We start from the raw sequence: 25,954 nt of genomic DNA, 5'->3' as shown, positions 1-25,954 counted from the left end.
CTTGCGCACGTTTGGTCACGAGGGTCACGCTTGCGACGGGGGTCTAGCAGTACGGGGAGGATCAAGGTGCCTGACACGCACCCCTTACAGCCGGGCGACCCGGTGGCGCTGGGTAATTACCGGCTGCTCGGTCGCCTGGGCAAGGGGGCACAGGGGGTTGTTTTCAAAGGCCAGAGCCCTGACGGGGGCCTGGTCGCGATCAAGCTGCTCAACACCCGGCTGGACAAGCCGGGCGCCGACGCGGAACGTTTCCTGCGCGAGGTGGACGCCGCCCGCCGCGTGGCGCAGTTCTGCACCGCTCAGGTCATCGGCGCCAACATGGACGGCGACTCGCCGTACATCGTGAGCGAGCTCGTCGAGGGCGTCTCGCTCCAGCGCATCGTGCAGACGGAGGGCCCGCGCAGCGGGGGCGCGCTCTACCGGCTGGCCGTCGGCACGATCACCGCGCTGGCCGCGATCCACCGGGCCGGCATCGTGCACCGCGACTTCAAGCCGAGCAATGTGCTCATGGGCCCTGACGGCCCGCGCGTCATCGACTTCGGCATCGCCAGGGCGCTCGACTCGGCGATGACGATCAGCAGCGGGGTCGTCGGCACCCCCGCCTACATGTCGCCCGAGCAGATCTCGGGGGAGCGGGTCGGCCCGGCGAGCGACATGTTCAGCTGGGCGCTCACGATGACGTTCGCGGCCAGCGGACGGCCCGCGTTCGGCCAGGACAGCCTGCCCGCCGTCATCTACCGGGTGATGCACGAGGAGGCCGACCTGTCGGCGCTCCCCGACAACCTGCGCACGATCGTGCGCTCGTGCCTGAGCAAGCGGGCCGACGAGCGTCCCACGGCAGCGGACACGCTGTTCGCGCTGCTGGAGAACCAGGGCGCGGCGCCCCTGCGCGACGCGGACGTGGCGATGACCACCGGGTCGCAGATGGCGGCAGAGGAGACGCCCGCCGAGACGTCCGTGCCTTTCGCCAGGCCGGACGGGCTACCGCACCCACCTGCCCCGATCCGGCAGCAGGTGCAGTACGGCTGGGCCAACCCGTCCGGCGGCTTCGCCGTACCGCAACAGCCACCACCACTACCGCCGCCTCCGCCGCAAATGCCGAAGCGGAACGACAACGACGCCTTCTTCCGCGAGACCCCGCCGGAGGAGAAGCGGGCCGAGGACAGGTCGCGGCGCAAGCGCGCGGCGATCGTCGGCGCGGCGCTGGTCGTGGCGGTGGCGCTGGCGGCGACCGTGCTGTTCGTGGCGCCGCGGATGTTCGAGCAGCCCAAGGACCCCACCGCGCTGAAGCCCGCCGGGGTCACCACCTCGATCACCCCGACGCCCGTGGTGTCGACGACGCCGAGCATCGGCACGACGACGACGCCGCCGGAAGAGGTCGTCATCCTGCCCGTGCTGGGCAAGCAGGACGGCAAGTCGTTCAAGGGCCACAGCCGGGCCGTGCAGACGCTGTCCGCGGTGAAGGTCGGCGGCAAGCTGATGCTCGTCTCCGGCGGCCAGGACGGCCTGGTGCGGATCTGGGACGCGGCCAGGCACAAGCTGGTGGCCAAGCTCAAGGGGCACGACCAGGAGGTGTACGGCGTCGCGTGCGTCACGGTCGGCGGCAAGGCGATGGCCGTCTCCGTCGGGCGCGACAACAGCGTGCGCCTGTGGGACCTGAAGAAGCGCAAGGGCAAGGTCCTCGGCTACCACGTGCAGTCGGCGTACTCGGTGGCCATCGGCACGGTCAAGGGCAAGCCGTACGCGATCACCGGCGACGCCAACGGCTGGATCAAGGTCTGGGACCTGAAGAAGCGCAGGCAGAGCGGCAGGTCGATCAGGGCGCACCACAAGGCCATCAACTGGCTCGGCGCGGGCCACGTCGGCAGCAGGAGCGTGGTGGTCACCGCGAGCGAGGACAAGACGCTGCGCATGTGGGACCTGTCCACGCGCAAGCCGTACGGCAAGGCCTACAAGGGGCACAAGAAGGGTGTCTACTCGGTCGCCTTCGGCCAGGTGGACGGCAAGACGGTCGTCGCCTCCGGCGGCAAGGACAGCAAGATCCGCCTCTGGGACCCCAAGACGGGCGCGTCCATCGGCGGGCCGCTGACCGGCCACAAGAAGATCGTCTACACCCTGTCCTTCGGCTCGTACGAGGGCAAGGCGGTCCTGGTCTCCGGCGACACGAACGGCACGGTCCGCATGTGGGACCCGGAGACGCGCAAGCCGTACGGCAAGCCGATCAAGGCGCACAGGAGCGGCGTCTACGCCGTCGCGATGATCACCCTGGACGGCAGGCCGGTCGTCGTCTCCGCGGGCAAGGACAAGCTGATCAAGGTGTGGTCGGTGGAGGCTACGAGCGGTTAGACGGCTCGAAGATGGCGTGGTGCGCGGCCACGACGGCCCGCCGTACCGCGCCGTCCAGCTCGCGGAGGGCGGCCTCGCGGGCGGCGATCTGCCCGGAGGTGAGCCCGCGCTCCTCGGCCGCCTGCAGCGCGCTCGCCAGCCTGGCCGCCAGGGCGGACACTCGGTGCGCCCGTGGCGGGTAGCCGGGCGCGAGCTCGCCGCCCGCCGGGTTGAGCTGGGGATGGCTCTGCTGCGGCCCGTCGACGGACGCCAGCGCCTCGGTGGCGAGCCTGATCGTGCCCGCGAGCGCCTGCTCGGCCTCGGCGACGGACGGCAGGTCCTGCCTGGCCGGGCCCGCCTCGTGAACCGTCCACAAGGTGCCGGAGTAGGACGACCCACGTATGTCGGCCTCGGGCACCAAACCGACACACCCGTCGGTGAGTACGGCTATCGCCGCCTGTCCCGCGTCGATCGCGGCCGCGTTGAAGGCGGGCGGCCCCGACAGCCCGAGCGGGTCGCCGGGTGCCGGAAGGGCCAGGCGGAACTCCTTGGCCCCGCGAAGCCGCAGGTCGGCGAGGTAGTTGCGGAGTGGGGTGGCGTCCACGACGGATGGACCGCCGACCTCCTCCACGTGGTCGGCGGCCTCGTCGAGGCCGATGTGCCCGGTGAGCCAGGCGTTCCCCCAGGCGACGAGCGCCGCGGATACAGGTGATTCAGCACGCACCGGTCCACGATATGTGGTCGCCCTGCAATAGGTTTGTCCCGAGCGTTCTTCTGAGGAGGGATCTGGGGATGGGTGGTCAGGTGCTGCGGCTCCAGGACGTCGCCGTGAGGCGCGACGGGGCGGCCCTGCTGCGCGGCATCGACTGGACGGTCAACGAGGACGAGCGCTGGGTGGTCATCGGGCCCAACGGCGCGGGGAAGACGACGTTGCTCCAGGTCGCCGCGACCCTGCTCTTTCCGAGCGAGGGCATCGTCGAGGTGCTGGGCGAGCGGATCGGGCAGACGGACGTCTTCGACCTCAGGCCGCGGATCGGGCTGGCGAGCTCGGCGCTGGCCGAGCGCATCCCGCCCGAGGAGAAGGTCATCGACCTGGTGCTGACCGCGTCGTACGCGATCCTGGGCCGCTGGACGGAGGAGTACGACTCCAACGACGTCACCAGGGCGGTCGAGCTGATCGACATGATGGGCGCGGCGCACCTGATCAGGCGGCGCTTCGGCACCCTGTCGGAGGGCGAGCGCAAGCGGGTGCAGATCGCCCGCGCGCTGATGCCCGACCCGGAGGTGCTGCTGCTCGACGAGCCGGCCGCCGGGCTCGACCTGGGCGGGCGCGAAGACCTCGTGCGCAGGCTCGCGCTGCTGGCGCACGACCGCAGGTCGCCCACGCTGGTGCTGGTGACGCACCACGTGGAGGAGGTGCCCAGCGGCTTCACCCACGGCCTGCTGCTGCGCCACGGCTCCGTCGTGGCCCAGGGGCCGCTGGAGCACGTGATGACCGCGGACAACCTCTCGCGCACCTTCGGTGTGGCCCTGTCGCTCGACCGGAGCGTCGAGGGCCGCTGGTATGCCAGAGCGCACTAGATCGGCCGGTTCACGGTTGTATCAACCGGAAACCAAATAGGATCTTCCGGGTCGGACCCTTTCGACCCCGGAGTGTGTTGCCATGGGCACCGCGCAGCTGATCGTCGCCGTCGTCGTGGTCGCTGCCGTGGGGTTCGCCCTGGCCAGGACCGTGCGCATCATCCCGCAGGCGACCGCGGCGATCATCGAACGGCTGGGCCGCTACCACCGCACCCTCGACCCGGGGCTCAACCTGGTCGTGCCGTTCATCGACCGGATCAAGGACATGATCGACCTGCGCGAGCAGGTCGTGTCGTTCCCGCCCCAGCCGGTGATCACCTCCGACAACCTGGTCGTCTCCATCGACACCGTCATCTACTTCCAGGTCACCAACCCCAAGGCGGCCACCTACGAGATCGCCAACTTCCTCGTCGGCGTCGAGCAGCTGACCGTCACCACGCTGCGCAACGTCGTCGGCGGCATGGACTTGGAACGTACCCTCACCTCGCGCGAGGAGATCAACACCGAGCTGCGCGGATCGCTCGACGAGGCCACCGGCAAGTGGGGCATCAGGGTCAATCGGGTCGAGCTCAAGGCCATCGACCCGCCGCACTCCATCCAGGACTCGATGGAGAAGCAGATGCGCGCCGACCGCGACAAGCGCGCCGCGATCCTGACCGCCGAGGGGCAGCGGCAGGCGGCGATCCTGGCGGCGGAGGGGGAGAAGCAGGCGGCGGTGCTGCGGGCGCGCGGCGACGCTGAGGCCGTGGTGCTGCGGGCGCAGGCGGAGGCCGAGGCGGCGGCGATGCGCGCCAAGGGGCAGGCGGACGCGATCGGCATGGTCTTCAAGGCCATCCACGAGGGCAACCCCGACCAGCGGTTGCTGGCCTACCAGTACTTGCAGATGCTGCCCGAGATCGCCAAGGGCGACTCCAACAAGCTCTGGATCGTGCCGTCGGAAATGGGTAGGGCGCTGGAGAACCTGGGCGGGCTCTTCACCAAGGATCCGGAGAAGTAGTTCCACACTGTGGACCTCCCATGCCTCACATTACGGACACCCCCTAAGCTCGGGTTTCGTGCTTGGAGGAACCATGACCTTGTTGGAGGCGCTCGCCATCTGCGCCGCTGGAGTCGGCGCGGGCGCGATCAACGCGGTCGTGGGCTCGGGCTCGCTGATCACCTTTCCGACGCTGGTGGCGGTGGGGATCGACCCGATCGTGGCGAACGTCTCGAACAACATCGGCCTGGTCCCCGGGTCTTTCACTGGTGCGTACGGCTATCGCGCCGAGCTGAAGGGGCAGCGGGATCGGTTGGTACGGCTCGGCATGGGGTCGCTGCTCGGGTCGTTGTGCGGCGGGCTCCTGTTGATCGTCCTGCCGCCTGGGGTGTTCAAGGTCGTCGTGCCTGTGTTGATCGCGGTGGCCTGCGTGCTGGTGGTGATCCAGCCTCGCCTCAACGGGTGGCTGGCGGCGCGTAGGGAGCACGCCCACCCGGACGGCGGCATCGGGCTGTGGATAGGCGTCTTCGGCGCCGGTGTGTATGGCGGTTATTTCGGCGCGGCCCAGGGCGTCTTGCTGATCGGCCTGCTGGGCGCCGTCCTGGCCGACGACCTGCAGCGCATCAACGCCGCCAAGAACGTGCTGTCCTTGATCGTCAACGGAACGGCCGCCGTCCTCTTCACCCTGATCACCGATGTGGACTGGTGGGCGGTGTTGCTGGTGGCCGTGGGAGCCACCCTCGGCGGCTGGCTGGGCGCCAAGGTGGGCCGCAGAATCCCCTCTCCTGTACTCCGCGGAGTCATCGTCTGCGTGGGCGTGTTGGCGATTATCAAACTAGTGTTTGGGTAGATATATACCCATGAAGGGTGATTGGGTAGAGATCGTCATCGACGCCGGAGGGACACCCCGCACCTACGAGATCACCGCCACCCGCGCAGGGCGGCGCGTCGAGGTGAACACCAGGCGAGGCCTGGTGGAGGTAAGCGAAGTAACCCGCTCGGGCACGATGGTGAGGACCGCCCGCTTCATGTCCAGCCGCATCCTCGCCCTCGTGGAACACCCCGCCGACGAGAAATAACCAAGGGTCGTGCCATCAGCGGAAGTCCTCTGCGTGGTCCTCTGCCCACTGGTGGAAGGTGCGGGCGGGCTTTCCCGTCAGGCGTTCCACGGTGTCCACCACCGGTTCCGGTACGTCGACCATCGCGGCCCAGGCCGCCAACGCTCCGTCCACGAAGCCCTCGTCCCCCCACGCCGCCACCAGTTCCTCCCTCGCCACCGCGGGAGGGAGGTCGTCCCAGGTGACCGTGCGCCCCACGGCCTCGCCGATGATACGGACCTGGTCGGCCTGGCTCAGCACCTCGGGGCCGGACAGCACGTACGACTGGCCTTCGTGCCCCTCCGTCGTGAGGACGTGGGTGGCCACGCTGGCTATGTCGGCCTCGTGGATCAGGGAGCGGGCCGCCTTGCCGTACGGCCAGCGGACCACGCCCTCGCGGATCTGCTCGGCCCACCCCAACGTGTTAGACGCGAAGCCCCCCGGGCGGAGGAACGTCCAGCTCAGGCCCGAGGCGCGGATCAGACGCTCCACGTCGTTGTGGAAGATCTTGGTTTCCGGGGTCACGTTGGCTGACAGGTAGACGATGCGGCTCGCGTGCCGCTCGATGACCGAGATGACCTCAGCGGCGGTCGAGGCGGCGAAACCCGGCCAGATCAGGAAAACGGTGGAGACGCCGTCCAACGCGGCCGGAAGTGTGGACGGGTCGGTCAGGTCGCCGACGACCGTGGGGACGGGTAGCTGGGCGGCTGGGTTGCGGACGAGGGCCCTTGCGGGAACGCCCAGCTCGGCGAGCTGCGCGACGGTGTGCCTGCCGACATTTCCGGTTGCTCCGGTGACGAGGATCATAGGAGCAACCGTAGAAGTTAAACAAAGGTTGAGGTCAAGCAGGACGAACCTGGATCGTCCCGTCACTCCGCACCCGGGACTGAAAGATCGGCTGCGGAGCCGTAGCAGGACCGTGCGCGACCTTCCCGTCCGACAGCTTGAACGTGCTCCCATGCCAGGGACAGACCACGCAGGCCTCGCCGTCCGCCATGACCAGCCGCCCCTGGTGCAGCGGCCCCGCCAGGTGCGAGCAGCGGTCGGCGAGTACGGTCACCGACTCGCCGTGGCGCAGCACGAACAGCTGGATGTACCCGAGCCGCCGAGCCACCGGCCGCCCGTCGGGCAGGTCCTTGATGAGGCACAGATCGTGCCACCCGAGCGGCACCAGGTGCGCCACCTGTTCGGCGTGGTTGGCCCCCGCCGCCTGCCGGTAGGACATGTGGCCGCCCAGGTACCCGCCCACAGAGGCGAACCCCAGCCCCGCCAGCGACAGTGCCTTCCCCGACCGCCCGTTCATCCGCATCACCAGGGACGCGGAGAAGAGCCCCAGCGCCGACAGGTTCGCCACCATGTGGACGAACCCGACGCGCTGCTGCTCCCGGTGCAGCGACGACCAGTCGGTGATCCCCGCGGCAGCCGTGGGGACGGCGCCGCCGATCCCCGCAGCCAGCAGCATGCGCGCCGCGCGCGGATCGACGGAGGTGAAGTCGAGCACCGTGGACGACACCAGACAGCCCAGGCTCACCGTGGCCAGCGGCGGGTGCAGGGGTTTGCCCGTGGGCACCCCGTGCAGCAGGTCGCGCAGCTTGCCTGGGCCGATCCTGTCGCGTATGGCTTTCGCCAGCACCCTGATCGGCTTGTCGAACCTTCTGGACTTCTCGAGCCGGTCGGCCAGGTCGACCGGGCCGACGAAACGCCGCAACTGCCGCCGTCCCGCCTTGACTGTCTCCTTCACGACAAGTCCCCTACCCCGGCCACCGGAGCATCACTCGGCCAGATGGCCCCTGGTCACTGAGAGTGCGACCAGTTCGAGGGCGTAGGCGCCCAGCGAGGGGGACCCCTCCTCGATGATCCGCACCTTTTCCCGGACCTGCGTGGCGGTCACCTTGAACAGCGGCCAGGTGCCACCCTCGGTGTGGTGGTTGGCCAGGATGGGGGCGAACCGGTCGAGCGCCTTGGCGAACCGCGCCTCAGGCGTGGCCCGCTCCTCGAACTCCTCCCACAACGCGCGCAACTCCGCGCCCTGGGCGCCGGGCAACATGGCGAAGATCCGGTCGGCGGCCGCGCGCTCCAGCTCGGGCTGGGCGGCGACGGCTGCCGCGTCGTAGATGAAGGTGTCACCCGCGTCGATCTCCACGAGGTCGTGCACGAGCAACATGGCGACCACCCGCTGGATGTCGGTCCCGGGCGGGGCGTGCTCGCCCAGGACCATGGCCAGCAAACCGACGAACCAGGAGTGCTCTGCGTCGTTCTCCCGTCTCGACCCGTCCATGAGACTGTTGCGGCGGATCACCCGCTTCAACTTGTCGATCTCGACGGCGAAGGCGATCTGGGCGTTCAGGCGGTCCTCTTCTGGCGCGGTAGTCACGCGCGACACCCTAATGCGCAGTGATCACCCCGGTTGCCAAAATGGTGACGGGAACGCCGTTGAACACGGCATTTCCGGAGGGCACGTCCACGGTCGAGGAGTCGGTGAGCAGATTCGCGCTCACCCCCGCGTGCGCGGCGGCGACGCCCTGGGTGCTGCCCGCGTGCCCCCAGCCGTGCGGCAGGCTCACCACGCCCGGCATGATCGTGTCCGTCGGCTCGATCGGCACGACGACCTCGCCGGTGGCGGAACGAACGAGGGCGAAGCCGTCCAGACCGAGCCTGGAGACGTCCTCGGGGTGGATCTGCAGCGTGCAGGTGTTGCTGCCGCCGACCAGCGTGGAGACGTTGTGCATCCAGCTGTTGTTGGAGCGCAGGTGCCGCCTGCCGATCAGCGTCATCTCAGGGAGAGCGGTCTCCAGGCCGAGGCGCAGCCGTTCGACGTCCTCGATGAGCTGCGGCGGAGCGAGCTCGACCCGTCCGGAGGCGGTCGTCAGGGCCTCGGGCAGGCGCGGCTCCAGCGCGCCGAGGTCGAGGCCGTGCGGGTTGTCGAGCAGCATCTGCAGCGACAGCTCGCCGCCGTTCCACTCGCCGTAGGGGCCGAGGCGGAGCATCATGTCGAGGCGCTGCTCAGCGCCGTTCTCGCCGTCGAGCTGGGCGCGCCGCTCGGCGACATCACTCTCGTCGAACGCCTTGCTCAGCGTCTGCTCGATGATCAGCTCGTCCAGGTTCTCGATCCCGGCCAGCCTGGCGAGGATCTGCGCCTCCGACGGCCGGTCGCCCAGCGGCAGCGCGGGCGGCGAGTACCTGGTGTAGTTGCGTACGGCCAGGCCGAGCAGAGCGAAGTCGTAATGCCCCGACTGCAGCACGCGCGGCGGCGGCAGGATCACGTGGGCGTGCCTGGTCGTCTCGTTCAGGTAGGGGTCGACGCTGACCATGAAGTCGAGCTGCGCGAACGCCTTGTCCAGCCGTGCCCCGTTCGGCGCGGACAGCACCGGATTGCCGGCCACCGTGACCAAGCACCTGATCTGCCCCTCGCCCGGCGTCTCGATCTCGTCGGCGAGCGTGGCGACGGGCAGCTCGCCGTTCGCCTCCGGCAGGCCTCTGACGCGGCTGGCCCACCTGCCCGTCGTGTACGGCTTGCGCCGCGGCGGGCCCTCGGTGGCCGAGCGCGGGAACATCGCGCCGCCCGGCCTGTCCAGGTTGCCGGTCAGCACGTTGAGCACGTCCACGAGCCACTGCGCCAGCGTGCCGAACTCGGCGGTGCAGGTGCCGATCCTGGCGTAGACGGCCGCGGTCGGCGCGGCGGCGAGCTCGCGCGCCAGCCGTACGACCACCTCGGCAGGAACGCCCGTGCGGGCGGCGACCACCTCGGGCGGGAAGTGCTTGGCCGCCTCGCGCAGCTCCTCCAGGCCGTTGACCGGGAGGTTCACGTCGGTGAGCTCCTCGGCCAGCAGCGTGTGCACCAGGCCGAACAGCAGGTAGGCGTCGGTGCCTGGGCGGACGAAGACGTGCTCGTCGGCCAGCGCGGCCGTCCTGGTACGCCGGGGGTCGACCACGACGAGGCGGCCGCCACGCCGCCTGAGCGCCTTGAGCCTGCCGGGGAAGTCGGGGGCAGTGCACAGGGAGCCGTTGGACTCCAGCGGGTTCGCGCCGAGCATCAGCAGGAAATCGGTGCGGTCGAGGTCGGGGACGGGGATGGTGAGCGGGTGGCCGAACATGAGGCCGCTGGAGACGTGTTTGGGCATCTGGTCGGCGGTGCTCGCCGAGTAGACGTTGCGGGTGCCGATCGAGCGGATGAGCGCGGTGGCGTAGAGCGCGCCTGCCATCGTGTGCGCGTTGGGGTTGCCCAGGTAGACGGCGGTGGTGCTTCTGTCGAGCCCGGCTTGGACGGCGTCGAACGCCTCCTCCCAGCCCACCTCGCGCCACTGGTCGCCCTCGCGGATCAGCGGTTTGGTGAGGCGGTCGGGGTCGTCGTCGAGCTTGCCCAGGCTGGCGCCCTTCGGGCAGATGAACCCTTTGCTGAACGGGTCGTCCTTGTCGCCGGTGACCTTGGTGACGTGGCCGCCGTCGTCGAGGGTGAGCGTCAAGCCGCACACGGCTTCGCAGAGGGGACAGGTTCTGTGCACCGTCGAGGTCATCGCCACTCCTGAGTTCGTCACCTGAACTCATCTTGTCCCGTACGGCCAGCCTCGGGAACCCCCACTCCGCTCCAAAAGCCAGACATTCCCCCACCCTCGGGCACCCCGCCCCCGGCAACCCCCGCCCCCGGCAACCCCCGCCCCCGGCAACCCCCGCCCTCGGGCACCCGCGACCCCATGGGCCCCGACCCCATGGGCCCCGACCCCATGGGCCCCGGCCTGGGCGGTGTGTGAGGTTGGTGGGCTGCTTGGTGTCATCGAGGGCAGGCCCACGAGATCGTGATCTTCGATGGGAGGGCGTGGGGAAGCCCCGGAGCCCCCGCGGTCTCCGGGGCTTGACAGGGACGGCCTCAGCCGACCTGGGGGAGGAGGAGCAGATCAGGAGGCTCCTCGATGTCCGACCGGACAGGCTGCCAGGCATGCCGCCCGTAAAGCCGGTCGAGGCCGGGGGAGAGCGTCCCGGGGGTCGTGTCGCGCCGCACGACCTCGACGATCAGCAGGTGCGCCCACTTACGATGCCGGTAGACGTTGACGCTCCTGGCGAAGCAGGCGGCCGCGATCTCCTCGGCGTACGCCTCGAACTCCTCGGCACAGATGCCCGCCCTGGACAGGACCAGAGCCTTCTCCCCCCGAGTCGAGGGAGTGATCCACAACACCAGCGGGATCCGCCCGGCGCGGGTGTGCATCGTGGTCTCCAGGCAGACCCGGTGCAGGCGGTGGCGCGAGACCACGCACCAGAAGTGGGCGACCGCCCAGTTGCGCCCGTACCTGGTCGCCGCCGGGACCGAGATCGCGCCGCTCATCATGATGAACGGCAGCCAGCGCCCCTCCTGCGTCGCGCCCAGCAGCGCGAGCACGAGCAAGGTCAGCGCGCCGAGGATCAGCAGCTCGCTGCGGATCCGCCAGAGCCTGGTGACCAGCCCGCTGCGGCCCGCCCCCGGCAGGTCCTCGTAGGCGGGGTAGATCTGGTTGCGTGGGTTGCGAGGCGACATGTCACGCCACCTCCGTCGGAACTCGGGCCTGGTCGAACCGTGGGTCCCGGTAGCGCCTGCTACCGAAGCCGGTCCGCTCCACGGTCCAGCCTCGCCGGTGGGCGAACTCGTCTGGCTCCATGCAGATTTCCCGGTCGGCCCATGCGATGAGTTCCCGGATCCGGGACTTGATTCGGCTGAGTCCCTTGGTACCTTGTGAGTACATGAGAAGACCCCTTTCGCGGCTTTACTCAGAGGTGGACTTCTTCGCCGGACCGTTCGCTGGCGACCGCAGGGTGGCAGCCCATATGCGGTGATCAGCCTTCGGTCCGGTTTTTTTCGTGGCTCGATCTGCGGTCATTTCGGCATCGGGCCTCCCTGGTGGCGGAGATTCATATCCGGGACGGCGACGCTGCCGAGAAGCGGCCCTGGGGGCCGGGCGGAGAGCTCTTTGGCGCTGTGGCCTTGATGGTCTCCCCGCGAGAAGGTGTCGGCAATAGTCCGAGCAAGAGAAGATTTGCATTTCTTCGCATGTTCGCCGACATTTTGTGGTGCAACTTGCACGAGAACTATCGGTGATGGGTGTGACACCTGGGGTGCACCACATGCGGAAATCGGAAAGGTTGCTCTGGACCGCCCCCGCATGTGACGGTTAGGCAAGGACCCGTGCAACTTGCAGTGCTACTATGGCTGCAGCGGCCCAGAATCTGAGTCGCCAAACCGTCTTTTCCGGTACACCTTCCTGCCCATATGAGGGGAGTGGATGGGTGACGGAGCGTAGTAGTCCCGTTGTCCGCCGTCTGCGGCTCGGCCAGGAGCTCAAACTCCTGCGCGAACGCAGGAGGCTGACCGGACGCGACGTGGCCGAGGCTCTGGGGTGGTCCCCGAGCAAGGTCAGCCGCATCGAGTCGTCGAAGACCATGCCGAGCGCCGAGGACATCGAAGCGCTGGGGCGGTTGTACGACCTCGATGACGAGAAGCTGACCGAGTTGCTCGAACTGCTCCGCGACGCGGACAAGCGCGGCTGGTGGGAGACCTACGAGGGCGAACTTCCCGAGGAGTACATCAGACTCCTGGGGATGGAGGACGAGGCAACGGTCCATCGACACTGGGAACCCCAGCTCGTGCCCGGCCTTCTGCAGACGGAAGACTACGCCAGGGCGATCATCCTGGCCGGCCGCGGCATCTCACGCATCGCGCACAGCGGCGTGCGTGCCCGGATGGACGCCAGGCTCGAAAGGCAGAAACACGTGCTCGACCGAGCCGATCCGCCGATGATCCACACGGTCATCGACGAGTCGGCGCTGCTTCGCCGTTTCGGGGAAGCGTCGGTGATGCGGACACAGATGGAGCACCTTCTCGAGTTGTCGGTGCTTCCGCACGTCAGTGTCCGTATCCTGCCGTTGGACGGCGACCACACGGTTCACACGGGTGCCTTCGTTCACCTGACGTTCTCTTCCTTCGACAATGTCGTGTATCTGGAGCATCTCTACAGCGCACGATTTGTGGAAGATCAAGAGCTGGTCACCGGATATGAGTTGGCTTTCGACGAGGTCCAGGTGAAGGCGCTTGATGAGGACGACTCAAGGGTCGTCATCCAACGCAAGGCGACGTTCTGGCGTCGCTGAGCAGCACATCACACATGCACCGGGGCCAAAGATGTCCCTGTACCCACCTGGGGTGACGATGCACATCAATACATCGCCGTTGGCTTGGCGGATCAGCCGCTTCTGCAACGGCTCCTCCGGCTGCGTCGAGTTCGCCGAGATGGCGGACGGCAACGTGGCTTTGAGGGATAGCAAGGTGGACGACGGGCCCGTGCTCGTTTTCACACCCGAGGAGTGGGACGCGTTCACCGCCGGGGTTCGCGCCGGCGAGTTCGACTTGCGCGCCACGCCAGTAGGCCAGTAAACAGAACGGTCCCGTGGACTGTTACCGCACCCCTTCGGGACCGTTCTGCGAGCCAGCATCTTCCGCTGAGCAGAGATCATCTTGCCACACGGAATCCCCGCGTCATGGCCACGTCAACACCCTGAACTCTTTGCCCGGCCAGGCCCGGAGGATCTCCACTCCAAGCCCGTTTTGACGGCACTATTTCCAGCTTCACCAGCTGATTCCACGCGGGGAGCCCGCCCGAGCTCACGCATGCCTGCAGGAGTCGGCATGAAAGGCGGCCACGTGCGAGCTGCAAAGGAACAGGACTGCACGTTCACCTTCGAGCTACCTCATTCTGACGAGACCGGAGAATACCTCCAGGTCATCGCATCCGCCCTGGAGTGGCGGGGGTTCCGCGTGGACGTCACGGAGCAGGCCCTGCGCGCCCGCAGGGCGAACCACGAGGGGTCGACGTGCTCCGTCGTCGCCTCGGTGTCCGACTGCGGGCGCAAAGGCTCCAGCGTCCGCTTCTCGATCCACGGCCCGGGGATGAGGAAAACCAAGAAGGCGCTCAGACGCCTCTCGAAGCAGTTCTTTGGCGGCGACAGCTTCTACCACCGCCACATGGCCTGCTGGTTTATCTCATCACCCGGTACCTGTTCTAGAGGCCATCGGAGACGCGTTGGCCGAGGTCCTTGTGGATGTTGGTCCAGTACTCCACGACGCGCTGCTTCATCTCCGCCGTCACCTCCGGCGCCCCCGCGTGACCCACGATGTTGCTCACCAGGTTGGCGCGGTCGGTCTCCGACAGGACGTTCTCCCACAACGCCCTCGGCTGCCCGTAGTCGTCGTCCTCCGCGTGGAGCGTGTACGCCGATCGGATGATCTCTCCCGCCACCTTGTAGGAATCCCCGGCGAAGAGTGCCGGGTCGGCCACCGGGCCGCCCATGCTGTTCGGGGCGTAGACCGGGTCCTGCGGGTTGGCGTAGGTCATCGGGCCGTCGAAGTTGTACGAGTGCACCTCGTTACGCGGCGCGTTGATCGGCAACTGCAGGTAGTTGGGGCCGATGCGGTATCTGTGGGTGTCCGGGTAGGAAAAGAGGCGGCCCTGCAACATCTTGTCCGGGGACGCGCCGATGCCGGGCACCAGGTTGGAAGGCTCGAAGCTCGCCTGCTCGACCTCTGCGAAGTAGTTCTCCGGGTTCCGGTTCAGAACGAACCGCCCGATCGTGATCTCCGGATAGTCGCCGTGCGGCCACACCTTGGTCAGGTCGAACGGGTTGAACCGGTAGTCAGCCGCCGCCTCGAACGGCATCACCTGGACGTTGACCGTCCACGAAGGATGATCCCCGGAGGCGATCGCCGTGTGCAGGTCGCGGATGTGGAAGTCGAGGTCGTTCACCGCCGCCGCCTCGGCTTCGGTGAAGTTCCTGACCCCCTGGTCGGTCCTGAAGTGGTACTTGACCCAGAACTTCTCCCCGCCCGCGTTGTACCAGAGGAACGTGTGCGACCCGAACCCGTGCATGTGCCGCCACGAGGCGGGCGTCCCGCGGTCGGTCATCAGGAAGGTCACCTGGTGCGCAGACTCGGGCGACAGCGTCCAGAAGTCCCACTGCATGTTGTGGTCGCGCAGGTGGGTGTCCGCCCGCCGCTTCTGGCTGTGGATGAAGTCGGAGAACTTCTGCGGGTCCCGGATGAAGAAGATCGGCGTGTTGTTTCCGACGAGGTCGTAGTTGCCCTCCTCGGTGTAGAACTTGATCGCGAAGCCGCGCGGGTCGCGGGCGGTGTCGGCGCTGCCGTGCTCGCCAGCGACGGTCGAGAAGCGCAGGAAGAGCGGCGTCTCCTTGCCCATCTGGAACAGCCCGGCCTTGGTGAACTGGCTGACGTCCTCGGTGATCTGCAGGATGCCGTGCGCGCCGCCGCCCTTGGCGTGGACGACGCGCTCCGGCACGCGTTCCCTGTTGAAGTGGGCCATCTTCTGAATCAGGTAGTGGTCCTGGAGCAGAAGGGGTCCGTTGGGGCCTACTGACTGCGAGTGCTCGTCGCTGGGCGCGGAAATCCCGGCATCCGTCGTAGTGATATGTCCCATGAACGCACGCTATGCCCCAGCTTGAATAGTTCAAGCAAAGGCGCGTTGCCGTACGAGGAAAAGCGAGCAAACCCCAGCGAGCACGGCCATGCCGGCGAGCGCGACAGCCACGCCCATCTCGGCCTGCCCGCCGGGCAGCGCCATGAACAGCGTGCCCACGGTAGAGACCCCGATGACCTGCCCGAGCTGCATCACGGTGAGCAGCGCCCCGCTCGCGTCCGCCGCGTAGACGGTGTCCACCTGCTGGGTCGCCATGTTGGTCACCGCGATCTGCACCCCGAGCCCGGCCCCGATCAGCGCGCTCAGGATCGCGTACGGCAGGCCGCCCCCGTTCACGAACCCCAGCCCCAGGTAGGCGGGCGCGGCCACGACGTACCCGAAGGGCACGAGCGGCCGCTGGAGCCTGGCGGGCAGCCGCGGCCACAACATCCCGACGGCCGCGAAGGCCACCGCGCACGGCACCATCATCAGCCCCGACTGCAGCGGCGACAGCCGCAGATCGCCCTGCAGGTGCAGCGCCGAGGTGAACAGGAACGCCCCCCACGTCGCCGGGCCGATCAGCAGCACGGCCAGCCCCGGCCGCATGCCCGGAGCGTTCAGCACGGCCGCGTCGATGAGCGGCCGCCCGCCGCGCCCGGTGACCCAGCGCTCGACCCGCACGAAGGCGTAGAACATGGCCACACTCGCTGCCATGGAGACCCAGCCCCACACCGGCCAGTGCAGGTCCCTGCCGAGGACGAGCGGCACGGCGAACAGCAGCACGGCGGCAGACAGCGTGACCAGGCCCGCCGGGTCGAGCCCGGCCCTGCCGCCGCCCGCGTCGCGGGGGAGCGCCTTGAACCCGGCGATCAGCAGCCCGGCCCCGATGGGCACGAGCAGCAGGAAGATGATGCGCCACCCGACGCCGAGCCCGAGCAGCACGCCGCCGAGCGCCTGGCCGACCACGATGCCCACGCTGGCCACCGCCGACCACAGCCCGATCGCCTTGGCCCGCGACTCACCCTGGTAGTTGCGCTGGATCAGCGTCATCACCTGCGGCAGCATGATCGCCGCTCCCGCGCCCTGGGCGAACCTGAAGGCGATCAGCACGCCGGTCGTCGGCGCGAGGCCCGCGCCGAGGGTGGTGAGGGTGAACACGGCCAGGCCGGTGAGGAAGCTCTTGCGGTAGCCGAACAGGTCGCCGACGCGGGCGCCGGTGATCAGCAGGACCGCGTAGGTGATGGTGTATCCGGCGACGATCATCTGCAGTCCGGCCCCGGAGGAGTGCAGGTCGGCCTCGATCGTGGGGGTCGCCACGTTGACGATGTTGACGTTGAGGATGGCGAGGAACTGGCCCACGAGGATGATCCCCAGAAGCAGCCTGCCGGGTCCGGCCTGCGTGGAGGCGTCCTGAGTGAGGGTTGCGCTTTGGGGCATGAGTCCAGTTTGCTGGACTCTAATACCGGTAACGAGAGCGCATTTATCATGGTATTGGGTTACCCGGCTAATGGAGGACAGGCGGAGCGACCTCGCCGCGTTCCTGCGTACCAGGCGCGAGCGCATCACGCCGGAGATGGTCGGGCTGCCGAGCGGGCGGCGTCGCCGTACCCCGGGGTTGCGCCGCGAGGAGGTCGCGCAGCTCGCCGGGGTGGGGGTCACCTGGTACACCTGGCTGGAGCAGGGGCGGCCGATCAACGCCAGCGTGCAGGTGCTCGACGCCATCGCGCGCACGCTGCGCCTGGAAAGGGCCGAGCACGGCCACTTCTACCGGCTCGCCGGGCTGACCGTCGCGCCCAGCAAGGCCGAGTGCGCGACCGTGACCGCCGAGATGCAGCAGATCCTCGACCAGCTCACCCCCATGCCCGCGGCCATCGTCACCAGCAGGCACGACGTGCTCGCCTGGAACGCCGCTTATGCCGCGCTCTTCCCCGAGCTCGTCGGCGCGCCGGAGGAGGAGCGCAACTCGCTCTGGCAGGCGTTCGTCCTGGGGAACTGGGCGACCGAATTCACCGACAGGGCAGAGGAGCTGTCGGGCGCCGTCGCGATCTTCAGGGGCTCCTACAGCAGGCACGCCGACGACCCGACGTGGCAGGAGTTCGTCCGCAGGTTGTGCGCGATGAGCGCGGAGTTCGCCGCCATGTGGGAGCGGCAGGACGTGGCGGAGCCTGGCGGGCGGGAGAAGCGGTTCAGGCACGCGGACGTCGGCGACATGACCTTCAGAAGCTCGGTCTTCGGCTATTCCGGTGCGCCGGAAACGCGGCTCGTCGTCTACTCGCCCGGCGACGAGAACACGAGGTCCGCGGTGATCTGGTTGATGTCGTACGAGCGAGAAGAGGCCGGGCGTGGCATGCTCGGTGCCTGATATGTGGCTCCGAGCGGAAGTGCCCCCAGATGATCCCCAGCCGTGCCCTCGCGGTGTTCCTCGCCGTCGTCGCCGTCACCGCCTGCTCGGCAGCCAAGCCTGAAGCGGGCAAGGAGGGGGCGTCCGCCTCGCCGACCGCCCCGGTGGTCGAGGAGCCCAAGGCCGAGCGCAAGCCGTTCACCATCTCCTTCGGAGGTGACGTGCACTTCGAGGGCGGGCTGCGCAACAGGCTCAACGACCCCAGGACCGCGCTGGGGCCGATCGCGCGCGTCCTGTCGGCCGCCGACCTGGCGATGGTCAACCTGGAGACGGCGATCACCACGGGCGGCACGCCGGCGCCGGGCAAGCAGTTCACCTTCCGCGCCCCCGCGACGGCCTTCACCGCGCTGAAGGCGGCGGGCGTCGACGTGGTGTCGATGGCCAACAACCACGGCATGGACTACATGGAGACCGGCCTCCAGGACACGCTGGCGGCGATCAAGAGGTCGAAGTTCCCCGTGGTCGGCATCGGCAAGGACGCCGCCGAGGCGTACAAGCCCTTCCGTAAGACCGTGAACGGCAACAAGGTCGCCATCATCGGCGCGACCCAGGTGCTCGACGCGGAGTTCATCCAGTCGTGGACGGCGGGTCCCGGCAAGGCGGGGCTGGCCTCGGCCAAGAACGAGGAGCGGCTCCTCCAGGCGGTGCGCAACGCCCGCAAGACCTCCGACACCGTGATCGTCCACCTGCACTGGGGCACCGAGATGCAGAAGTGCCCCAACCAGGCACAACTCTCGCTGGCCCCCAAGCTGGTCAAGGCGGGCGCCGACGTCGTCGTGGGCGGCCACGCGCACATCCTGCTCGGCGCCGGATACCTGGAGAACTCCTACATCAGCTACGGCCTGGGCAACTTCGTCTTCTACAACCACTCGGCCGGCACCACCGGCCGCACCGGCGTGCTGACGCTGACCATCGACGGCCGCAAGGTGCTCAAGGACAAGTGGACGCCCGCCGAGATCCAGGGCGGCATCCCGATCCCGCTCAGGGGCCAGGCGGCCCAGCAGGCGACGATGGGCTGGAAGTCGCTGCGGTCCTGCTCCGGGCTAGCCGCGCGGCCGTAGCCGGGACTAATCTTTGGACTGTGCGTCTAATACAGTCCGCTGACGTACGGCTGGCGCTGTTCGAGGACGGCGACGCCGTACGGCCCACGCTTCTGCTGGTCCACGGCTACCCCGACACGCACCAGGTCTGGGACGCCGTCGTACCGCTCCTGCGCGACCGCTTCCACGTGGTGCGCTACGACGTGCGCGGGGCGGGGAGCTCGACCGCGCCGCGCGACAGGAGCCACTACAGCTTCGACCACCTGGCCGCCGACATGGCCGCCGTGCTCGACGCGATCGGCAAGCCGACCGTGCACCTGGTCGGCCACGACTGGGGGTCCATCCAGTCGTGGGAGTTCCTCAGCCGTCCGGGCCTGCGCGACCGCTTCGCCTCCTTCACCAGCTTCGGCGGCCCCGGCCTCGACCAGGCCGCCCACTTCATGCGGTACGGCAGGCGCAAGGACGTCGCGAGCCAGCTCATGCGCTCCTGGTACATCGGCGCGTTCCAGGTGCCCGCGGTTCCGGAGATGGCCTGGCGCGCGATGCTGCCGGAATCCATGGCCAGGGACGCCTCCAACGGGCTCGGCCTCTACCGGGCCAACATGTTCAACCGGCTGCGCACCCCGTCAGACCCCTCGGTCCACGTTCCCGTGCAGCTCATCGAGACGACCAAGGACATCTTCGTCTCGCCGGGACTGGTCGGCTCGCTGCGCCAGTGGGCGCCGAGGTTCTGGCACAGGAAGATCGCGGCCGCGCACTGGGCCCAGCGCAGCCACCCGGCCGTCGTCGCCAGGATGATCGGCGAGTTCGCCGAGCACGTCGACGGCGCGACGCCCTCGCGCGAGCTGCGCAGGGCGGCCGTGGACGGCGGGCCGTTCCAGGACCGGCTCGTGGTGGTCACCGGCGCGGGCAGCGGCATCGGCAGGGCCACGGCGCGCGCGTTCGCCGCCCACGGCGCCGAGGTCGTCTGCGCCGACCTCGACTACGAGGCGGCCAAGGCTACGGGCGGGCACCCCGTGCGACTGGACGTCGCGGACGCGGCGCAGATGGAGGATTTCGCGCGAAAAATCCGCGAAGAGTATGGCGTGCCGGACATCGTGGTCAACAACGCCGGCATCGCCGTCACCGGGAACTTCCTCGACCACAGCGTCGACGACTGGCGCAGGACCCTCGACGTCAACCTCTGGGGCGTCGTGCACGGCTGCCGCCTCTTCGCCCAGCAGATGGTCGAGCGCGGCGAAGGCGGCCACATCGTCAACATCGCCTCGCTCGCCGCCTTCGCCCCCTCGCGCCTGCTGCCCGCCTACTCGACCTCCAAGGCGGCGGTGAAGATGCTCAGCGACTGCCTGCGCGCCGAGCTGGCCGGTCAGGGCATCGGGGTGAGCGCGATCTGCCCCGGCTTCGTCTCCACGGCGATCGCGCGCAACGCGACATACCTGGACGAGTCGCAGCGGAACCTGGCGGAGAAGGGCCTCGCGCGCCGGGGATATCCGCCCGAGCGGGTCGCCGCGCACGTTCTGCGTGCCGTACACAGGAATCAGGCTGTTGTGCCGGTCAACCTGGAGGGTCACCTCGGATATGCGCTGTCTCGGCTGTCCCCGGCGGCCATGCGCGGGCTGGCTCGGCTGACAAATCCCGCGAATGGAGGGTAACGATCGAGGACTTGGGGGGAAGATGATGCTCGTGTCCACCCCGCAACTCGAAGATCAAGACGGTGTGGAGCTCACCCCGCTCCGCCGTCAGCCCACGCAGCGCCGCAGCGCACGCAGGGTCGAGCGGATGCTCGACGCCTGCGCCCAGCTGCTCGACGACATCGGCTACGAAGCCCTCACGACCACCCGCATCGCCGATCAGGCGGGCGTGGCGATCGGTTCCGTCTACCAGTTCTTCCCCGACAAGCGCGCCATCACGAAGGAGCTGACCAGGCGCAACGTCGAGCTGTTCGTCTCCAGGGTCGGCCGCAGGTTCCTCGACGAGGACTACCGCGGCTGGTGGGAGGCGGTCGACGCGATCATCGACGAGTACGTCGACATGCACAGGACCGTTCCGGGGTTCAGGAGCCTGCACTTCGGCGACGTCGTCGACCTCAACCTGCTCGACTCCGACTCCGACAACAACACCGTGATCGCCGGACGGCTGCGCGGGCTGCTGCTCAAGGAGTTCGGCCTGGCCGACAGCGCCGAGCTCGACATCGCCGTGCTCGTCGCCGTCGAGGCCGGCGACGCCGTACTCAAACTCGCCTTCCGCCACGATCCAGCGGGCAAGCCCGAGATCATCGCGGCCGCCAAGCAGCTCATCCGCGGCTTCCTGTCGCGGCAGCTCAATCCGCGTCGCCCACGTCCCCGGGAATGATCGGCACCAGCGGCCGGTGCTTCTTGCGCGGCAGCGCCGCGGGCAGCGGCTGATCCACCTTCGGCGCGGGTGCGACGTCGCCGCACGGCTGAGGCCAGGACACCGGGCGGGCCTCCACCCGCGACTCCAGCATGCGCAGGCTGTGCTCGGCCGCCTCGACGGCGTCCATGCGCGCGGAGAAGTATCCGGCGGCCCCCGGGATGACTGCTGACAACACGGCGGCACAGGCGAGCGTGAAGGTCAACTGTTTGGTCATTACCCGTCACAGCCTTTCCGCTCGAGGTCGCGCTTGGGCTATATGCCCCTCGGCCTGCAGAAACACGCGGACTGTAATCAGGGTTGTACGAAACGTTGCCAGTTCTGTGCCTGACCGGCTCACCGCATTGTCCAGTCAAAACCGGGGAACGCTCGGTAGTCTCGCGGTGTGGCGCATGTGACCCGTGAGCACCTTGATCGCCTGCTGGAGCGGGCTCTTCTGGCAGACGACCACACCTCGCTGGCCAGGGCACTCGACGAGCTCGCTGTCGGGTACTCCTCAGGCGACGTGTCCAGGGCGACGATCCTCGTCCTGGCGGCTGAGGAGTGGAGAGCCGCCGGCCAGCCGGCGAGGGCGATGGACTGTTTCCAGCGCGCCGTCGAAGACGGCGGAGAAGCCTCGATCGACCCGCGCGCGGGCATCGCGGACACGCTGTTCGAGCTGGAACGGCCGGAGGAGGCGCGCGAGGTCATCGAGACGCTGCGGTGCGAGGGCGCCGTCAACCCGGCGACCGCGCACAACATCGCCGAGACGCTGGTCGCCTACGGTGACCTGGAGGCGGGCCACGAGTGGGCCACCCAGGCGGTGCTGGCCTGCGACGAGAGCGATCCCGAGCACGTGGCGCTGCTCCGCACCCGCTACCGCATCCGCGTCGACCTGGGTCTCCCCGAGGACGACCTCGACGCGCTCGTCTCATAACGCAGCGGGCCACCGGCTGTGCCGGTGGCCCGCTTCTATGTGGACCGCGGACGGCTGGCGCGCGCCGTCCGTGGTTGGGGGTCGCTAACCCAGGTTCAGGCCGTCCAGCAGGCTGTCGAGGCCAGGAGCCGGCAGCTCGGGCTTCTTCACCACGTCGGGCAGGACCGTGGTGGCCTTCTTCTCTATCTCGGCGACCGGCTTGGGCAGGACCCGCGTGAGATCCTGCGCCTCGGGGAGCTCGGCGACCGGCAGCTTCACCGTGGGTACGGCGGGCATCCCCGGCACGTCGGGCAGCAGCGCGAGGCTCGACACGTCGGCCAGCCCCGCCTTGTACGGCAGGCCGGCGGGCAGCGTGGGCAGCCCGGTCCCGGCGGCGACCCCGGCCAGGTCGGCGATGCTCAGCACCGCCGCCGCGCGGGAGAGGCCAGGCAGGCCGACCGCCGCGGCCAGCATGTCGACGTTCGACAGCAGCTCGCTGTCGGCCGGCGCCGACATCTTGCCGCCGTAGGTGCCGGTCGCCCGGACGTCGGTGACCTCGTCGCAGAGCGAGGCGGCCGTGGCGGGCGCCTCGAGCACGGCGACGGACTTCTTGCACTCGGTGGCCGCCTGCGCGGGTACGACGGCCAGCCAGCTCGCCCCGGCCGTGAGTACGGCCAACGCGAGGATCTTCCGTGATGACATGCACGTCCCCCTGATCGTGTTCGGTGGTCCGACGAGCCATGAAGCTAGTCAGGACCACCGCACGAGGAGAGCCGCTTGACCTTACCCAGCACCAGTTATGGTCAACGCGTCATCACCGAGGTCCACCACGACCCGGTCGCCGTCGACGATCTCGCCGGACAGGATCGCCTTGGCCAGCTTGTCGCCGATGGCCGACTGCACGAGCCGGCGCAGCGGGCGCGCGCCGTACATCGGGTCGTAGCCCGTCATCGCCAGCCAGTCGCGCGCCGCCGGGGTGACCTCGAGGGTCAGGCGGCGGTCGGCCAGCCGGTCGGCGAGCCGGCGGACCTGCAGGTCGACGATCTTCTCCAGCTCGGAGGTGCCGAGCGCGTCGAAGAGGATCACGTCGTCGAGCCGGTTGAGGAACTCGGGCTTGAACGCGGTGCGGACGGCGTTCATGACCGCGTCGCGCTTGGCGCCGTTCTCCAGCTTGGGGTCGACGAGGTACTGCGAGCCGATGTTGGAGGTCAGGATCAGGATCGTGTTGCGGAAGTCGACCGTACGGCCCTGCCCGTCGGTCAGGCGGCCGTCGTCGAGCACCTGCAGCAGGATGTCGAAGACCTCGGGGTGCGCCTTCTCCACCTCGTCCAGCAGCACGACCGTGTACGGACGCCTGCGCACCGCCTCGGTGAGCTGGCCGCCCTCCTCGTAGCCGACGTAGCCGGGAGGCGCGCCGACCAGGCGGGCGACGCTGTGCTTCTCCGAGTACTCGCTCATGTCGATGCGGGTCATCGCCCGCTCGTCGTCGAACAGGAACTCGGCCAGCGCCTTGGCCAGCTCGGTCTTGCCCACACCCGTCGGGCCGAGGAACAGGAACGAACCCGTGGGCCTGTCCGGGTCGGCGATGCCGGCCCGGCTGCGCCGTACGGCGTCGGACACGGCCTGTACGGCACGCTCCTGGCCGATGAGCCGCGCGCCGAGCTCCTGCTCCATGCGCAGCAGCTTGGCCGTCTCAGCCTCCAGCAGGCGCCCTGCCGGGATGCCGGTCCAGGAGGAGATGACCTCGGCGATGTCGTCCGCGCCGACCTCCTCCTTGACCATCTGCTGGTCGGGGGTCTCCTTGCTGGCCGCCTCGATCTCGCGCTCCAGCCTCGGCACCTCGTCGTAGAGCAGCTTCGAGGCCTCGGCGTAGTTGCCGTCGCGCTGGAACCGCTCCGCCGTACTGCGCGCCTCGTCGAGCTGCTTCTTGAGATCGCCGACCCGGTTGAGTCCGGCCTTCTCGTGCTCCCAGCGGCCCACCAGGGCGTTGAGCTCCTCCTGGCGGTCGGCCAGCTCGGCGCGCAGCCGTTCGAGCCTCGCCTTGGAGGCGTCGTCGGTCTCCCTGTCGAGCGCGAGCTCCTCCATCTTCATCCGGTCGACGTTGCGCTGGAGCTGGTCGATCTCCACGGGACGGGAGTCGATCTCCATGCGCAACCTGCTCGCCGACTCGTCGATCAGGTCGATCGCCTTGTCGGGCAGGAACCGGTTGGTGATGTAGCGGTCGGAGAGCACGGCGGCCGCGACCAGCGCGGCGTCGGAGATCTGCACCTGGTGGTGCGCCTCGTAGCGGCCCTTGAGCCCGCGCAGGATCGCGATCGTGTCCTCGACGGTCGGCTCGCCCACGTAGACCTGCTGGAAACGCCGCTCCAGCGCAGGGTCCTTCTCGATGCGCTCGCGGTACTCGTCGAGCGTCGTCGCGCCGATCATGCGCAGCTCGCCGCGGGCCAGCATGGGCTTGAGCATGTTGCCCGCGTCCATGGCGCCCTCGGCAGCGCCCGCGCCGACCATGGTGTGCAGCTCGTCGATGAACGTCACGACCTGCCCGTTGCTCTCCTTGATCTCGGAGAGCACGGCCTTGAGCCGCTCCTCGAACTCGCCGCGGTATTTCGCCCCCGCGACCATGGCGCTCAGGTCGAGCGAGATCAGCTTCTTGTTGCGCAGCGACTCCGGCACGTCGCCGGCCACGATGCGCTGGGCCAGGCCCTCGACGACGGCCGTCTTGCCGACGCCCGGCTCGCCGATGAGCACCGGGTTGTTCTTGGTGCGCCGCGACAGCACCTGCACCACGCGGCGGATCTCGGAGTCACGGCCGATGACCGGGTCGAGCTTGCCCAGCCTGGCGTGCTCGGTCAGGTCGACGCCGTACTTCTCCAGCGCCTGGTAGGTGTCCTCTGGCGTCTCGCTGGTGACGCGGGCGTGGCCGCGCACCTTCTCGAACGCGTCGAGCAGCGCCTGCGGGCTCGCCCCCTGCGCCTTCATCAGCTCGGCGATCTGCCCGCCGTCCGTCGCCAGGCCCACGAGCAGGTGCTCGGTGGAGACGAACAGGTCCTCCAGCTGCTTGGCCCGCTGGGCCGCCGTGTTGATCACGGTCAGGAGCTGGCGGGAGCTGGACGGCGCGCTCACCGTGGAGCCCTGCGCCTTCGGCAGCCCGGCCAGCTGCTCCTCCGCCTTGGCCCTGAGCGTCTTCCAGTCGGCCCCCACCGCCTCAAGCAGGGGTACGGCAGTGCCGCCCGTCTGGCTCAGCAGGGCCGACAGCAGGTGCGCAGGGGCGATCTCCGGGTTCCCCTCGGCCGCCGCCCGCCGCATCGCGGAAGAAAGAGCTTCCTGGCTCTTCTGCGTAAGTTTGTAGTCCATGCTTATGCCTCACTCCGTTCGGCGGCTCGTCGCTCAGACCCGGTCTCTTCCCTCGTCACTTCGGTCGCTTCGCTCCCTGCGTTCCTCAGTCCAGAGACCGGCGCTCCTCGCGGTCAGACCCCCGGTGGCAGCTCGTATCTGATCAGCGCCTTGACCATCGACATCTCGGCGCGTAGGCGATGCACCTCTTCACGCAGCCGCAGCGCCTCGGTCTCCAGCTCGAGGATTCGCTTGATGCCCGCGAGGTTGATGCCCTCCTCCTGGGAGAGCCGCTGGACCTCGCGGAGCATGACGATGTCGCGGGTGGAGTAGAGGCGGCCGCGGCCTGCCGTACGGCCAGGCCTGACCAGCCCGAGCCGGTCGTACTGGCGCAGCGTCTGGGGGTGCAACCCGGACAGCTGCGCGGCGACGGAGATGACGTAGACAGGAGTTTCGTCGGACAGGTCGAAGTAGTTGGCGTCCATCG

General features: G+C 68.8%; 24 protein-coding genes. 12 read left to right on the top strand and 12 right to left on the bottom strand.

Annotated elements, in window-relative coordinates:
• Nucleotides 1–66 precede the first annotated feature (66 nt).
• Nucleotides 67–2,346, top strand: a complete 2,280-nt coding sequence (locus ACIBG8_RS27965; protein WP_397345907.1) for a protein kinase — start codon at nucleotides 67–69, stop codon at nucleotides 2,344–2,346.
• Here ACIBG8_RS27965 and ACIBG8_RS27960 read toward each other — a convergent pair.
• Complete coding sequence (locus tag ACIBG8_RS27960; RefSeq protein ID WP_397345906.1) at nucleotides 2,333–3,049, bottom strand: hypothetical protein; 717 nt, start codon at nucleotides 3,047–3,049, stop codon at nucleotides 2,333–2,335. The genes ACIBG8_RS27965 and ACIBG8_RS27960 overlap by 14 nt on opposite strands.
• A gap of 68 nt (nucleotides 3,050–3,117) precedes the next feature.
• Between ACIBG8_RS27960 and ACIBG8_RS27955 the strand changes: the two genes are divergently transcribed.
• The 4 genes from ACIBG8_RS27955 to ACIBG8_RS27940 all read left to right on the top strand — a co-directional run bounded on the left by ACIBG8_RS27955 (nucleotide 3,118) and on the right by ACIBG8_RS27940 (nucleotide 5,961).
• A complete protein-coding gene (locus tag ACIBG8_RS27955) occupies nucleotides 3,118–3,906 on the top strand; it encodes an ABC transporter ATP-binding protein (RefSeq protein WP_397345905.1) in 789 nt (262 codons plus the stop codon).
• 82 nt (nucleotides 3,907–3,988) lie between these two features.
• Complete coding sequence (locus ACIBG8_RS27950) at nucleotides 3,989–4,903, top strand: SPFH domain-containing protein (RefSeq protein ID WP_397345904.1); 915 nt, start codon at nucleotides 3,989–3,991, stop codon at nucleotides 4,901–4,903.
• A gap of 73 nt (nucleotides 4,904–4,976) precedes the next feature.
• Nucleotides 4,977–5,732, top strand: coding sequence for a sulfite exporter TauE/SafE family protein (locus ACIBG8_RS27945; protein ID WP_397345903.1), 756 nt, complete (start codon nucleotides 4,977–4,979; stop codon nucleotides 5,730–5,732).
• 10 nt (nucleotides 5,733–5,742) lie between these two features.
• The gene (locus ACIBG8_RS27940) at nucleotides 5,743–5,961 is read left to right on the top strand and encodes a hypothetical protein (RefSeq protein ID WP_397345902.1); all 219 of its coding nucleotides are present in this window, start codon (nucleotides 5,743–5,745) and stop codon (nucleotides 5,959–5,961) included.
• 15 nt (nucleotides 5,962–5,976) lie between these two features.
• Here ACIBG8_RS27940 and ACIBG8_RS27935 read toward each other — a convergent pair whose 3' ends face one another.
• The 5 genes from ACIBG8_RS27935 to ACIBG8_RS27915 all read right to left on the bottom strand — a co-directional run bounded on the left by ACIBG8_RS27935 (nucleotide 5,977) and on the right by ACIBG8_RS27915 (nucleotide 11,485).
• Complete coding sequence (locus ACIBG8_RS27935; RefSeq protein ID WP_397345901.1) at nucleotides 5,977–6,786, bottom strand: NAD(P)H-binding protein; 810 nt, start codon at nucleotides 6,784–6,786, stop codon at nucleotides 5,977–5,979.
• 34 nt (nucleotides 6,787–6,820) lie between these two features.
• Nucleotides 6,821–7,720 (bottom strand): Rieske 2Fe-2S domain-containing protein, encoded by a 900-nt coding sequence (locus ACIBG8_RS27930; protein ID WP_397345900.1) that lies wholly within the window; start codon nucleotides 7,718–7,720, stop codon nucleotides 6,821–6,823.
• Nucleotides 7,721–7,750: 30 nt separating this feature from the next.
• Nucleotides 7,751–8,362: an HD family hydrolase gene (locus tag ACIBG8_RS27925; RefSeq protein WP_397345899.1), complete on the bottom strand. Its 612-nt coding sequence runs from the start codon at nucleotides 8,360–8,362 to the stop codon at nucleotides 7,751–7,753.
• A gap of 1 nt (nucleotide 8,363) precedes the next feature.
• Nucleotides 8,364–10,493 carry a molybdopterin-dependent oxidoreductase gene (locus ACIBG8_RS27920; RefSeq protein ID WP_397346200.1) on the bottom strand — a complete coding sequence of 710 codons (2,130 nt, stop codon included), beginning with the start codon at nucleotides 10,491–10,493 and terminating at the stop codon, nucleotides 8,364–8,366.
• Nucleotides 10,494–10,843: 350 nt separating this feature from the next.
• Nucleotides 10,844–11,485 carry a hypothetical protein gene (locus tag ACIBG8_RS27915; protein WP_397345898.1) on the bottom strand — a complete coding sequence of 214 codons (642 nt, stop codon included), beginning with the start codon at nucleotides 11,483–11,485 and terminating at the stop codon, nucleotides 10,844–10,846.
• 746 nt (nucleotides 11,486–12,231) lie between these two features.
• Between ACIBG8_RS27915 and ACIBG8_RS27910 the strand changes: the two genes are divergently transcribed.
• Nucleotides 12,232–13,092, top strand: coding sequence for a helix-turn-helix domain-containing protein (locus tag ACIBG8_RS27910; RefSeq protein WP_397345897.1), 861 nt, complete (start codon nucleotides 12,232–12,234; stop codon nucleotides 13,090–13,092).
• A 58-nt stretch (nucleotides 13,093–13,150) separates the two neighbouring features.
• The gene (locus tag ACIBG8_RS27905) at nucleotides 13,151–13,375 is read left to right on the top strand and encodes a DUF397 domain-containing protein (RefSeq protein WP_397346198.1); all 225 of its coding nucleotides are present in this window, start codon (nucleotides 13,151–13,153) and stop codon (nucleotides 13,373–13,375) included.
• Between the two features lie 625 nt (nucleotides 13,376–14,000).
• Here the strand turns inward: ACIBG8_RS27905 and ACIBG8_RS27900 are convergent.
• Together ACIBG8_RS27900 and ACIBG8_RS27895 are read right to left on the bottom strand one after the other, a co-directional pair.
• On the bottom strand, nucleotides 14,001–15,428 hold the full coding sequence (locus ACIBG8_RS27900) for a catalase (protein WP_397345896.1): 1,428 nt from the start codon (nucleotides 15,426–15,428) through the stop codon (nucleotides 14,001–14,003).
• A 30-nt stretch (nucleotides 15,429–15,458) separates the two neighbouring features.
• Nucleotides 15,459–16,844, bottom strand: coding sequence for an MFS transporter (locus ACIBG8_RS27895; RefSeq protein ID WP_397345895.1), 1,386 nt, complete (start codon nucleotides 16,842–16,844; stop codon nucleotides 15,459–15,461).
• 70 nt (nucleotides 16,845–16,914) lie between these two features.
• Between ACIBG8_RS27895 and ACIBG8_RS27890 the strand changes: the two genes are divergently transcribed.
• From ACIBG8_RS27890 to ACIBG8_RS27875, 4 genes are read left to right on the top strand one after another with little or no spacing between them, the layout of a single operon-like run.
• Entirely contained in the window at nucleotides 16,915–17,769 is an 855-nt protein-coding gene (locus ACIBG8_RS27890; protein ID WP_397345894.1) for a helix-turn-helix transcriptional regulator, read from the top strand.
• A 29-nt stretch (nucleotides 17,770–17,798) separates the two neighbouring features.
• Entirely contained in the window at nucleotides 17,799–18,869 is a 1,071-nt protein-coding gene (locus ACIBG8_RS27885) for a CapA family protein (RefSeq protein ID WP_397345893.1), read from the top strand.
• A 20-nt stretch (nucleotides 18,870–18,889) separates the two neighbouring features.
• The gene (locus tag ACIBG8_RS27880) at nucleotides 18,890–20,500 is read left to right on the top strand and encodes an SDR family oxidoreductase (protein WP_397345892.1); all 1,611 of its coding nucleotides are present in this window, start codon (nucleotides 18,890–18,892) and stop codon (nucleotides 20,498–20,500) included.
• A gap of 25 nt (nucleotides 20,501–20,525) precedes the next feature.
• Nucleotides 20,526–21,200: a TetR family transcriptional regulator gene (locus ACIBG8_RS27875; RefSeq protein WP_397346197.1), complete on the top strand. Its 675-nt coding sequence runs from the start codon at nucleotides 20,526–20,528 to the stop codon at nucleotides 21,198–21,200.
• Here ACIBG8_RS27875 and ACIBG8_RS27870 read toward each other — a convergent pair.
• Complete coding sequence (locus ACIBG8_RS27870) at nucleotides 21,169–21,456, bottom strand: hypothetical protein (RefSeq protein ID WP_397345891.1); 288 nt, start codon at nucleotides 21,454–21,456, stop codon at nucleotides 21,169–21,171. The two genes, ACIBG8_RS27875 and ACIBG8_RS27870, sit on opposite strands and share 32 nt — an antisense overlap.
• Nucleotides 21,457–21,624: 168 nt before the next feature.
• On the opposite strand from ACIBG8_RS27870, the gene ACIBG8_RS27865 reads away from it, so the two are divergent.
• Nucleotides 21,625–22,155 carry a hypothetical protein gene (locus ACIBG8_RS27865; protein ID WP_397345890.1) on the top strand — a complete coding sequence of 177 codons (531 nt, stop codon included), beginning with the start codon at nucleotides 21,625–21,627 and terminating at the stop codon, nucleotides 22,153–22,155.
• A gap of 84 nt (nucleotides 22,156–22,239) precedes the next feature.
• Here the strand turns inward: ACIBG8_RS27865 and ACIBG8_RS27860 are convergent, their stop codons facing one another.
• The 3 genes from ACIBG8_RS27860 to ACIBG8_RS27850 all read right to left on the bottom strand — a co-directional run bounded on the left by ACIBG8_RS27860 (nucleotide 22,240) and on the right by ACIBG8_RS27850 (nucleotide 25,952).
• The gene (locus ACIBG8_RS27860) at nucleotides 22,240–22,836 is read right to left on the bottom strand and encodes a hypothetical protein (protein WP_397345889.1); all 597 of its coding nucleotides are present in this window, start codon (nucleotides 22,834–22,836) and stop codon (nucleotides 22,240–22,242) included.
• 81 nt (nucleotides 22,837–22,917) lie between these two features.
• The gene (gene clpB, locus ACIBG8_RS27855) at nucleotides 22,918–25,488 is read right to left on the bottom strand and encodes an ATP-dependent chaperone ClpB (protein ID WP_397345888.1); all 2,571 of its coding nucleotides are present in this window, start codon (nucleotides 25,486–25,488) and stop codon (nucleotides 22,918–22,920) included.
• Between the two features lie 113 nt (nucleotides 25,489–25,601).
• Nucleotides 25,602–25,952 (bottom strand): heat shock protein transcriptional repressor HspR, encoded by a 351-nt coding sequence (locus ACIBG8_RS27850; protein ID WP_397345887.1) that lies wholly within the window; start codon nucleotides 25,950–25,952, stop codon nucleotides 25,602–25,604.
• Between the last annotated feature and the right edge of the window lie 2 nt (nucleotides 25,953–25,954).

It is taken from the genome of Nonomuraea sp. NPDC050556, from assembly GCF_044457355.1.
Lineage (GTDB): Bacteria > Actinomycetota > Actinomycetes > Streptosporangiales > Streptosporangiaceae > Nonomuraea.
Note: the sequence above shows the minus strand (reverse complement) of the source record. Positions and strands in the feature narration are given on the sequence as shown.

Bases quoted from the DNA above. Each gene is read 5' to 3' on its own strand.
- ACIBG8_RS27955 (WP_397345905.1), top strand. From the start codon at position 3,118: ATGGGTGGTCAGGTGCTGCGGCTCCAGGACGTCGCCGTGAGGCGCGAC.
- ACIBG8_RS27950 (WP_397345904.1), top strand. From the start codon at position 3,989: ATGGGCACCGCGCAGCTGATCGTCGCCGTCGTCGTGGTCGCTGCCGTG.
- ACIBG8_RS27945 (WP_397345903.1), top strand. From the start codon at position 4,977: ATGACCTTGTTGGAGGCGCTCGCCATCTGCGCCGCTGGAGTCGGCGCG.
- ACIBG8_RS27940 (WP_397345902.1), top strand. From the start codon at position 5,743: ATGAAGGGTGATTGGGTAGAGATCGTCATCGACGCCGGAGGGACACCC.
- ACIBG8_RS27935 (WP_397345901.1), bottom strand. From the start codon at position 6,786: ATGATCCTCGTCACCGGAGCAACCGGAAATGTCGGCAGGCACACCGTC.
- ACIBG8_RS27920 (WP_397346200.1), bottom strand. From the start codon at position 10,493: ATGACCTCGACGGTGCACAGAACCTGTCCCCTCTGCGAAGCCGTGTGC.
- ACIBG8_RS27915 (WP_397345898.1), bottom strand. From the start codon at position 11,485: ATGTCGCCTCGCAACCCACGCAACCAGATCTACCCCGCCTACGAGGAC.
- ACIBG8_RS27905 (WP_397346198.1), top strand. From the start codon at position 13,151: ATGCACATCAATACATCGCCGTTGGCTTGGCGGATCAGCCGCTTCTGC.
- ACIBG8_RS27900 (WP_397345896.1), bottom strand. From the start codon at position 15,428: ATGGGACATATCACTACGACGGATGCCGGGATTTCCGCGCCCAGCGAC.
- ACIBG8_RS27895 (WP_397345895.1), bottom strand. From the start codon at position 16,844: ATGCCCCAAAGCGCAACCCTCACTCAGGACGCCTCCACGCAGGCCGGA.
- ACIBG8_RS27890 (WP_397345894.1), top strand. From the start codon at position 16,915: ATGGAGGACAGGCGGAGCGACCTCGCCGCGTTCCTGCGTACCAGGCGC.
- ACIBG8_RS27885 (WP_397345893.1), top strand. From the start codon at position 17,799: ATGATCCCCAGCCGTGCCCTCGCGGTGTTCCTCGCCGTCGTCGCCGTC.
- ACIBG8_RS27875 (WP_397346197.1), top strand. From the start codon at position 20,526: ATGCTCGTGTCCACCCCGCAACTCGAAGATCAAGACGGTGTGGAGCTC.
- ACIBG8_RS27870 (WP_397345891.1), bottom strand. From the start codon at position 21,456: ATGACCAAACAGTTGACCTTCACGCTCGCCTGTGCCGCCGTGTTGTCA.
- ACIBG8_RS27860 (WP_397345889.1), bottom strand. From the start codon at position 22,836: ATGTCATCACGGAAGATCCTCGCGTTGGCCGTACTCACGGCCGGGGCG.
- clpB (WP_397345888.1), bottom strand. From the start codon at position 25,488: ATGGACTACAAACTTACGCAGAAGAGCCAGGAAGCTCTTTCTTCCGCG.
- ACIBG8_RS27850 (WP_397345887.1), bottom strand. From the start codon at position 25,952: ATGGACGCCAACTACTTCGACCTGTCCGACGAAACTCCTGTCTACGTC.